This window comes from Streptomyces panaciradicis (assembly GCF_023516615.1).
Taxonomy (GTDB): domain Bacteria; phylum Actinomycetota; class Actinomycetes; order Streptomycetales; family Streptomycetaceae; genus Streptomyces; species Streptomyces panaciradicis.
Window position 1 is genome coordinate 49,204 of record NZ_JAMGBF010000076.1, and the last position, 7,540, is coordinate 56,743.

The following is a 7,540-nucleotide window of genomic DNA, read 5'->3' on the forward strand; positions in this document are numbered from 1 at the left end:
GGAGACATGACGATGAGCGCCCCCATCAAGGAAACCCCCGCCGCCCCCGCCCCGCGGCCCGTCGCCCCGCGGCCCGACCGCCCCGAGGAGCAGCGCGGCGAGGGCGTCGTACTGAACGTCTTCTCCCACGGCTTCCTCGCCCTGTGGGCCCTGCTGATCGTGCTGCCGCTGCTGTGGCTCGTGATCAGCTCCTTCAAGACCGACGCCCAGATCGGCGGCTCCGCCTTCGGCTGGCCGCACAACTGGTCCCTGGACGTCTTCCACCGGGCCTGGAACAAGGGCATCGGCGACTACTTCCTCAACACGGTCATCGTGCTGGTCTTCTCGGTGCCGCTGACCATGCTGTTCGGCTCCATGGCCGCCTACGTCCTGGCCCGGTACCAGTTCTGGGGCAACCGGCTGCTCTACTACTTCTTCGTCGCCGGCGCGATGTTCCCGGTCTTCCTCGCCCTCGTCCCGCTGTTCTTCATGGTCAAACGGCTGGACATGCTGAACACCTACCAGGGGCTCATCCTGGTCTACATCGCCTACTCGATGCCCTTCACGGTGTTCTTCATGCACGCCTTCTTCCGCACCCTGCCCACGGCCGTCTTCGAGGCGGCGGTCCTGGACGGGGCCTCGCACACCCGGACCTTCTTCCAGGTGATGCTGCCGATGGCGAAGCCGGGCCTGATCAGCGTCGGCATCTTCAACACGCTCGGCCAGTGGAACCAGTTCATCCTGCCCACGGTCCTGATGCAGCCGCAGAGCGGCGGCGACCCGGAGCGCTACGTGCTCACCCAGGGGCTCATCCAGCTGCAGCAACAGCAGGGGTACGCCTCCGATCTGCCCGTGCTCTTCGCGGGCGTCACGATCGCCATGATCCCCATGCTCGTGGTGTACCTGTCCTTCCAGCGCCAGGTTCAGGCGGGCCTCACGTCGGCCACGCTGAAGTAGCGCTCCGAAACCGCCCGATCGCGCGCCGTTCCCGCATTTCGGGCATGGCGCGCGAACGTGTATGTGCCTGCGGCCACGTACCCGGAAACGGTTCAACCTCTTGACGGGAGGCGACCCGAACGGCTCAGCTTAGAGTTCACTAGTTGGACATAGACGGGGCCTCATCGAAGCGGTCCCGCGCGCAGGAGGTCGTCGTGGAGACTCCGGGGTCGCAGTCGTCACTGCACCGAGCCAACCTGGAGCGGGTCGTCCGGGCCGTCCGGCTGGCCGGGTCCCTCACGCAGGCGGAGATCGCGAGGACCACGGGGCTGTCCGCCGCCACGGTCTCCAACATCGTCCGTGAACTCAAGGACGGCGGAACGGTCGAGGTCACGCCCACCTCGGCCGGTGGCCGCAGGGCCCGCAGCGTCTCCCTGAGCGGGGACGCCGGCATCGTCATCGGCGTCGACTTCGGGCACACGCATCTGCGCGTGGCGGTCGGCAACCTCGCCCATCAGGTGCTGGCGGAGGAGTCCGAGCCGCTGGACGTGGACGCGTCCTCGACACAGGGCTTCGACCGGGCGGAGGAGCTGGTCAATCGCCTGATCAGCGCAACGGGCGTGGACCGGTCGAAGATCGCCGGAGTGGGCCTCGGCGTGCCCGGCCCGATCGACGTGGAGTCCGGCACCCTCGGCTCCACCGCCATCCTGCCGGGCTGGACCGGCACGAAGCCCGCCGAGGAGCTGCGGGGGCGGCTCGGCGTGCCCGTGCACGTGGACAACGACGCCAACCTCGGCGCCCTCGGTGAGCTGGTCTGGGGCAGCGGCAGGGGTGTGCGCGACCTCGCCTACATCAAGGTCGCCAGCGGTGTCGGCGCCGGTCTGGTGATCAACGGCAAGATCTACCGCGGCCCAGGTGGCACAGCGGGAGAAATCGGTCATATTACTCTTGATGAATCCGGCCCCGTCTGCCGCTGTGGAAACCGCGGCTGCCTGGAGACCTTCGCTGCCGCGCGCTATGTGCTGCCGCTGCTCCAGTCCAGTCACGGCACCGATCTGACGATGGAAGGCGTCGTGCGGCTGGCCAGGGACGGAGACCCGGGCTGCCGTCGGGTGATCGCCGACGTCGGCCGTCACATCGGCTCTGGAGTCGCCAATCTCTGCAATCTGTTGAACCCGAGCAGGGTGGTCCTCGGTGGTGATCTCGCCGAGGCCGGTGAGCTGGTGCTCGGGCCGATCAGGGAGTCCGTCGGCCGCTATGCGATCCCCAGTGCGGCACGCCAACTGTCCGTGCTTCCAGGGGCACTTGGAGGTCGGGCGGAGGTGCTCGGAGCGCTCGCCCTCGCCCTCAGCGAGATGGGTGATTCGACCCTTTTGGACAGCACGCTGCACGCGACCACGCCTGCCTTCACTTAGAGAACGCAGGACGTCGTTGCCATCTCGTTAAGTATTTACTTCTTGACGTCGCACGTGCGGCCGAGTTGACTTCCAGCCACCTCGGCCGCAACGACGCGGCCTCGTCAGGGAGGTTTCTCAAGTGAACACGCTCATGCGTCGTGCAGCCGTGACCGTAGCGATCTCGGCTCTCGCCGTCTCGGTCGCCGCCTGTGGCAAGGCCGGTGACAAGAAGAGCAGCGACAACAGCAGCTCGAGCTCGGGCGGCGGCGGCAAGTCGATCGGCCTGCTCCTGCCCGACAACGTCACCGCGCGGTACGAGAAGTTCGACAAGCCGTACTTCGAGGCCAAGGTCAAGGAGCTGTGCGGCGACTGCACCGTCTCCTACGCCAACGCCGCCGCCGACCCGGCCAAGCAGGCTCAGCAGATGAGCAGCATGGTCACCAAGGGCGTCAAGGTCATCGTGGTCTCCGCCCAGGACTCCGCCGCCATCAAGTCCTCCATCCAGTCCGCGGTGGACAAGGGCGTCAAGGTCGTCGCGTACGACCGTCTGGCCCAGGGTCCGGTCTCCGCGTACGTCTCCTTCGACAACGTCAAGGTCGGCCAGCTCCAGGGCCAGGCCCTGCTGGACGCCCTCGGCTCCAAGGCGAAGAAGTCCTCGAAGATCGTCATGATCAACGGTGACGACGCCGACCCGAACGCCGGTCAGTTCAAGAAGGGCGCGCACGAGGCCCTCGACGGCAAGGTGAACATCGCCTACGAGCAGTCGGGTCTGTGGAAGGACACCGTCGCCGCGCAGAAGATGTCCGCCGCCATCACCCAGCTCGGCGCCAAGAACATCGCCGGCGTCTACGCCGCCAACGACGGCATGGCCGGTGGCATCGCCAACACCCTCAAGGGCGCCGGCATCAGCGGCATCCCGCTGACGGGTCAGGACGCCGAGCTCGCGGGCATCCAGCGCATCGTCGCCGGCACGCAGTCCTCCACGGTCTACAAGGCCTACAAGCCGGAGGCCGACACCGCCGCCGAGCTCGCGGTCAACCTGCTGCAGGGCAAGGACATCAAGTCCCTGGCCGACACCACGGTCACCAGCGGCTCGGGCGACAAGGTCCAGGCCAAGCTGCTGACCCCGGTCTCGGTGACCGTCAAGAACATCAAGGACACGGTCGTCAAGGACGGTCTCTACACCGTCTCGCAGATCTGCACCGCCGACTTTGCCGCCGCGTGCAAGAAGGCCGGCCTGCAGTAAGAGCCGCCCGGGCCCGTCCGGCGGACGGACCCGAGCCCCGGGGCGCGGTCCTGAACGGAACGCGCCCCGACGGCAGGCACCGAACCTGTCCGGCACCCGCGCCGCCTTCATACCCCGCTGCGGGGCGGGTGCCGGACGGAAGCATGGTGGACGCAACCGTTGCCAAGAGGCACGGACCGCGCGCATGTTCGACTTGTAAATCAGTGCCAACGGCACACCCCCTTGTAAATCAGTGCTTACGGCACACCCCTCCGCGCCCTACCTCAAGCGCGGCATCCCCGCCGGTCAGGCGGCGAAGGAGATGGTTCACGTGTCCGCTACGCCCGTGCTGGCGTTGCGCGGAGTCTCCAAGCGATTCGGTGCGGTGCAGGCACTCACCGATGTCGAACTGGAGGTCCACGCCGGCGAAGTGGTCGCCCTGGTCGGCGACAACGGCGCCGGAAAGTCGACGCTCGTCAAGACGATCGCCGGAGTCCACCCCATCGATGAGGGCGTCATCGAGTGGGAGGGCAAGCCGGTCAGCATCAACAAGCCGCACGACGCCCAGGGACTCGGCGTCGCGACGGTCTACCAGGACCTCGCGCTGTGCGACAACCTCGACGTGGTCGGCAACCTCTACCTCGGACGCGAGCTGCTGCACCGCGGCGTCATCGACGAGGTCACGATGGAGAAGAAGGCCCGCGAGCTGCTGAGCACGCTCTCCATCCGCATCCCGAGCGTTCGCATCCCGATCGCGAGCCTCTCCGGTGGTCAGCGCCAGGTCGTCGCCATCGCGCGCGCCCTGATCGGCGAGCCGAAGGTCGTCATCCTCGACGAGCCCACCGCCGCCCTCGGCGTCGAGCAGACCGCCCAGGTCCTCGACCTTGTCGAGCGGCTGCGCGAGCAGAACCTCGCCGTCATCCTCATCAGCCACAACATGGCGGACGTCAAGGCGGTCGCCGACACCGTCGCCGTACTGCGGCTGGGCAGGAACAACGGTTCCTTCTCGGTGAAGGACACCAGTCAGGAAGAAATCATCTCCGCGATCACCGGTGCCACGGACAACGCCGTGACCCGTCGTGCGGGGCGGCGCGGCGCGGAGGCGACCCAGTGAGCGACACATCCAAGGTTTCCAAGGTGGACCCCGAGGCGCAGGACACCGTCGCGCCCGCGGACGACCCCACCGCGGCCCCGATCTCCGTCGTCGACCCGCGTCTGCTGATCCGCGAAGAGGGCCTCAAGGGCTACTGGACCGAGTTCACCCGCAAGGTCAAGGGCGGTGAGCTGGGCTCGCTCCCGGTGGTGATCGGCCTGATCATCATCTGGACGATCTTCCAGTTCCAGAACAGCCGGTTCCTCAGCGCCGACAACGTCTCGAACATCAGCTACTACATGTCGGCCACCGGCATGCTGGCCATCGGCCTGGTGTTCGTCCTGCTGCTCGGCGAGATCGACCTGTCGGTCGGTTCGGTCAGCGGCCTGGCCTCGACCGTGTTCGCCGTGTTCGTGGTCCAGCACGGCCTGAACGCCTGGCTGGCGCTGGTCCTGGCGGTCCTCGTCGGTATCGGCATCGGCGGGCTGCAGGGCTGGTTCTTCGCCAAGATCGGCGTGCCCGCGTTCGTGGTCACTCTGGCCGGCTTCCTCGGCTGGAACGGCCTGATGCTGTGGCTGCTGGGCTCCAGCGGCACCATCAACATCCCGTCCGACACCGGCCCGGTCCACCTGCTCGGCCAGAGCTCGTTCTTCATGGACCAGGCCATCATCGGCGCCTACCTGCTGGCCGGCCTCGGGGTCGTGCTGGCACTGGTCGGCAACTTCGGTGAGCAGCGCCGCCGCAAGGCCGCGGGCGTGCCGTTCCGGCCGACCGCCGAGATCCTGCTGCGCGTCGGCGTGCTCGCGGTGGCGTCCTTCCTGGCCGCGTTCGTGCTGAACGACGCCGCCGGTGTCTCCAACGCGCTGGTGATCTTCCTCGCCGCGCTGGTGATCGTGGACTTCGTGCTGCGCCGTACGACCTACGGCCGCAAGGTCTTCGCGGTCGGCGGCGGCATCGAGGCGGCCCGCCGTGCCGGTATCAACGTGCCGGTGATCCGGATCACCGTGTTCGCCATCTCCGGCGGCTTCGCGGCGATCGGCGGTATGTTCTTCGCCGGCCAGACCGCGAGCGCCACGCTGAGCGCCGGTGGCGGCAACACCCTGATGCTCGCCATCGCGGCGGCCGTCATCGGTGGTACCTCGCTGTTCGGTGGCCGCGGCTCGGTCTGGTCCGCCCTCCTGGGCATGCTGGTCATCCAGTCCATCCAGACCGGCCTGGACCTGCTCAACATGAACACGTCCATCCAGTACATGATCACCGGTGCGGTGCTGCTGGGCGCCGTCGTCATCGACTCCGTCTCCCGCAGGAGCCAGAAGGCGGCGGGCCGGGCGTAACACCCCTCCCGAGACCTGTGCCCGGCACCAACGGCGGTGCCGGGCACAGTCATGTCGTAGGAAAGTGCGATCGTGGGTAGAGCCGAACGCGTGACCTACGACGCACCGCCCGGGCGTCGTCCGCAAAGGCGGAACATTAGACTCGACAAGCCCGGCAACAGCTCGATCAGCTTTTACTGCAAGGAGGCACGGGTGCCGCTGCTGACCCGCATCAGGGGACCGCGCGATCTGGACCGGCTCAGCCTGGAGGAGCTGGACCAGCTGGCAGAGGAGATCCGGACCTTCCTCGTCGACGCCGTCTCCAAGACCGGCGGCCACCTCGGCCCCAACCTGGGCGTCGTCGAGCTCACCATCGCCCTGCACCGCGTCTTCGACTCGCCCAAGGACAAGGTGCTGTGGGACACCGGCCACCAGTCCTACGTGCACAAGCTGCTCACCGGCCGCCAGGACTTCAGCCGGCTGAAGATGAAGGGCGGCCTGTCCGGCTACCCCTCGCAGGCCGAGTCCGAGCACGACGTCATCGAGAACAGCCACGCCTCCACCGTGCTGGGCTGGGCCGACGGCCTCGCGAAGGCCAACCAGGTGCTCAGGCGCGACGACCACGTGGTCGCGGTCATCGGTGACGGCGCGCTCACCGGCGGCATGGCCTGGGAGGCGCTGAACAACATCGCCGAGGCCAAGGACCGCCCGCTCGTCATCGTCGTCAACGACAACGAGCGCTCCTACGCCCCGACCATCGGCGGCCTCGCCAACCACCTGGCGACCCTGCGCACGACCGACGGCTACGAGCGCTTCCTCGCCCGGACGAAGGACATCCTCGACCGCACCCCGGTCGTCGGCAAGCCGCTGTACGAGACCCTGCACGGCGCCAAGAAGGGCCTGAAGGACTTCATCGCCCCCCAGGGCATGTTCGAGGACCTGGGCCTGAAGTACGTCGGCCCCATCGACGGCCACGACATCGAGGCCCTGGAGTCCGCCCTGGCCCGCGCCAAGCGGTTCGGCGGCCCCGTCATCGTCCACTGCCTCACCGAGAAGGGCCGCGGCTACCAGCCCGCCCTCCAGGACGAGGCCGACCGCTTCCACGGCATCGGCCCCATCCACCCCGACACCGGCCTGCCGATCAAGGCCTCCGGCGCCGACTGGACCTCCGTCTTCGGTGACGAGATGGTCGAGCTCGGCAAGGAGCGCGAGGACATCGTGGCGATCACCGCGGCGATGCTCCAGCCGGTCGGCCTGAAGAAGTTCGCGGACACCTTCCCGGACCGGATCTACGACGTCGGCATCGCCGAGCAGCACGGCGCCGTCTCCGCCGCCGGCCTCGCGCACGGCGGTCTGCACCCCGTCTTCGCCGTCTACGCCACCTTCCTCAACCGCGCCTTCGACCAGGTGCTGATGGACGTCGCCCTGCACAAGTGCGGCGTCACGTTCGTACTCGACCGGGCGGGCGTCACCGGCACCGACGGCGCCTCCCACAACGGCATGTGGGACATGTCGATCCTCCAGGTGGTGCCGGGCCTCAGGCTCGCCGCCCCGCGCGACGCCGACCAGGTCCGCGCCCAGCTCCGCGAGGCCGTGG

Annotated in this window: 6 protein-coding genes; all 6 read left to right on the forward strand. The window is 68.0% G+C overall.

Annotated features, from left to right (window positions below):
- Positions 1 to 12 precede the first annotated feature (12 nt).
- On the forward strand, positions 13 to 936 hold the full coding sequence (locus M8J74_RS24505; RefSeq protein ID WP_249838519.1) for a carbohydrate ABC transporter permease: 924 nt from the start codon (positions 13 to 15) through the stop codon (positions 934 to 936).
- Between the two features lie 194 nt (positions 937 to 1,130).
- Positions 1,131 to 2,330, forward strand: a complete 1,200-nt coding sequence (locus M8J74_RS24510) for an ROK family transcriptional regulator (RefSeq protein WP_249838520.1) — start codon at positions 1,131 to 1,133, stop codon at positions 2,328 to 2,330.
- Between the two features lie 133 nt (positions 2,331 to 2,463).
- The gene (locus tag M8J74_RS24515) at positions 2,464 to 3,558 is read left to right on the forward strand and encodes a sugar ABC transporter substrate-binding protein (protein WP_249838521.1); all 1,095 of its coding nucleotides are present in this window, start codon (positions 2,464 to 2,466) and stop codon (positions 3,556 to 3,558) included.
- A gap of 301 nt (positions 3,559 to 3,859) precedes the next feature.
- A complete protein-coding gene (locus M8J74_RS24520; RefSeq protein WP_079077881.1) occupies positions 3,860 to 4,651 on the forward strand; it encodes an ATP-binding cassette domain-containing protein in 792 nt (263 codons plus the stop codon).
- A complete protein-coding gene (locus M8J74_RS24525) occupies positions 4,648 to 5,964 on the forward strand; it encodes a sugar ABC transporter permease (RefSeq protein WP_249838522.1) in 1,317 nt (438 codons plus the stop codon). Before M8J74_RS24520 ends, M8J74_RS24525 begins: the two co-directional genes overlap by 4 nt.
- A 192-nt stretch (positions 5,965 to 6,156) precedes the next feature.
- The coding region (dxs, locus tag M8J74_RS24530) for a 1-deoxy-D-xylulose-5-phosphate synthase (RefSeq protein WP_249838523.1) at positions 6,157 to 7,540 on the forward strand (1,384 nt) is incomplete at its 3' end.

What these genes read in the sequence shown, in the direction of transcription:
- M8J74_RS24520 (WP_079077881.1), top strand. Translation starts at nt 3,860, where the DNA reads ATGGTTCACGTGTCCGCTACGCCCGTGCTGGCGTTGCGCGGAGTCTCC.
- M8J74_RS24515 (WP_249838521.1), top strand. Translation starts at nt 2,464, where the DNA reads ATGCGTCGTGCAGCCGTGACCGTAGCGATCTCGGCTCTCGCCGTCTCG.
- M8J74_RS24505 (WP_249838519.1), top strand. Translation starts at nt 13, where the DNA reads ATGAGCGCCCCCATCAAGGAAACCCCCGCCGCCCCCGCCCCGCGGCCC.